Source organism: Algoriphagus sp. (assembly GCF_046296635.1).
GTDB lineage: Bacteria > Bacteroidota > Bacteroidia > Cytophagales > Cyclobacteriaceae > Algoriphagus.
Genome location: NZ_JBKBKZ010000071.1, coordinates 1 through 538, shown reverse-complemented (window position 1 = coordinate 538; position 538 = coordinate 1). Strand labels below are relative to the sequence as shown.

Genomic DNA, 538 nt, shown 5'->3' with positions numbered 1-538 from the left:
ACAGGAAGGTAATATTCCTGTCTGACCTTCTTTATTTATTTCCCTATATGATGTAGCGTGGAAGTAATTAAATAAAAAAGGTTTGGGCTGATAGCGTACAACATAATAGTTGATACTAAGACAAAATATATGAAATCAAGCATGATCCCGTACGTACGGGATCACACACTGGGATGATTATCCACCTTGCGAAGATTCCATGTGACCGATAAAATCAAATTATAAACACATGAAAATTCTAGTAATTGAAGATGAACAAAAGCTAGCTTCCTATTTAGAAAAAGGCTTACAACAGGCAGGCTATGCCGTATCGGCTTGCTTTAACGGAGCAAAAGGATTGGAAACTGCGGCATCCGAAACTTTTGATTTGATTTTGCTGGACTTAATGCTTCCGGGCACAGACGGATTTGATGTATTAAAAAATTTGCGTTCGTTTGGCATTCATACACCTGTAATTATCATCAGTGCCCTGTCTGCCACCGAGCAAGTAGTAAAAGGGTTGGATTTAGGTGCAGTAGATTATATCAAAAAACCCTTT

1 protein-coding gene is annotated in these 538 nt (G+C 38.1%); it reads left to right on the top strand.

All coding sequences use genetic code 11. The annotated features are described in order from the left end of the window. Positions 1-229: 229 nt before the first annotated feature. Positions 230-538: response regulator transcription factor (locus ACK4HU_RS21995; protein WP_409810367.1), on the top strand; the 309-nt coding region annotated here is incomplete at its 3' end.